Annotated in this window: 1 protein-coding gene; it reads left to right on the top strand. The window is 74.9% G+C overall.

Annotation, left to right across the window (positions count from 1 at the left end; translation table 11 throughout):
• Positions 1-761: FAD-binding oxidoreductase (locus ESO86_RS17965; protein WP_165308382.1), on the top strand; the 761-nt coding region annotated here is incomplete at both ends.

Here is a 761-nt window from a genome sequence, read left to right as displayed (position 1 = left end):
CCTCGCCGACGCGATCCTGCTCCGCACGCACGAGCTGCGCGGCGTCGAGGTCCGCCCCACGCAGCGCATCGCACGCGTCGAGCCCGGCGTGGTCTGGGGCGACGTCGTCGCCGCGACCGCCCCGCATGGGCTCGCCGCGCTCGCCGGATCGAGCCACGACGTCGGCGTCGTCGGGTACACGCTCGGCGGCGGCGTCTCCTTCCTCGGTCGGGCGCACGGCCTCGCGGCGAACCACGTCGTCGCCGTCGAGCTCGTGACCGCCGACGGCGAGTTCCGTCGGGTCGACGCGCAGCACGACCCCGAGCTGTTCTGGGCCGTGCGCGGCGGCGGCGGCGACTTCGGCGTCGTGACGGCGCTCGAGTTCGGGCTCTTCGAGATCGAGCAGGTGGTCGCCGGTGCGTTGTTCTTCCCGATCGAGCGCACCGAGGAGGTGCTGCAGGCGTGGGCCGAGTGGACGCGTTCGGTGCCAGACACCGTCACGTCGGTCGGTCGCGTGCTGCGCTTCCCGCCGATGCCGGAGCTGCCGCCGTTCCTCTCTGGGCAGTCGTTCGTGCTCGTCGAGGCCGTGATCCAGGACTCGGCCGACCGCGCCGACGCCCTGCTCGCGCCGCTCCGGGCCCTGGGGCCCGCGATGGACACCGTCCACCCGCAGGCGCCGGCCGAGCTGCTGCAGCTGCACATGGACCCGCCCGGGCCGACCCCGGGCCACGGCGACGGGATGACGCTCGCCGACCTCCCCGCCGAGGCGGTCCGCAGATCGG

This window comes from Agromyces binzhouensis (assembly GCF_004135055.1).
GTDB lineage: Bacteria > Actinomycetota > Actinomycetes > Actinomycetales > Microbacteriaceae > Agromyces > Agromyces binzhouensis.
The sequence above is the reverse complement of the archived record's forward strand: the minus strand, read 5'-3'. Positions and strand labels throughout refer to the sequence as shown.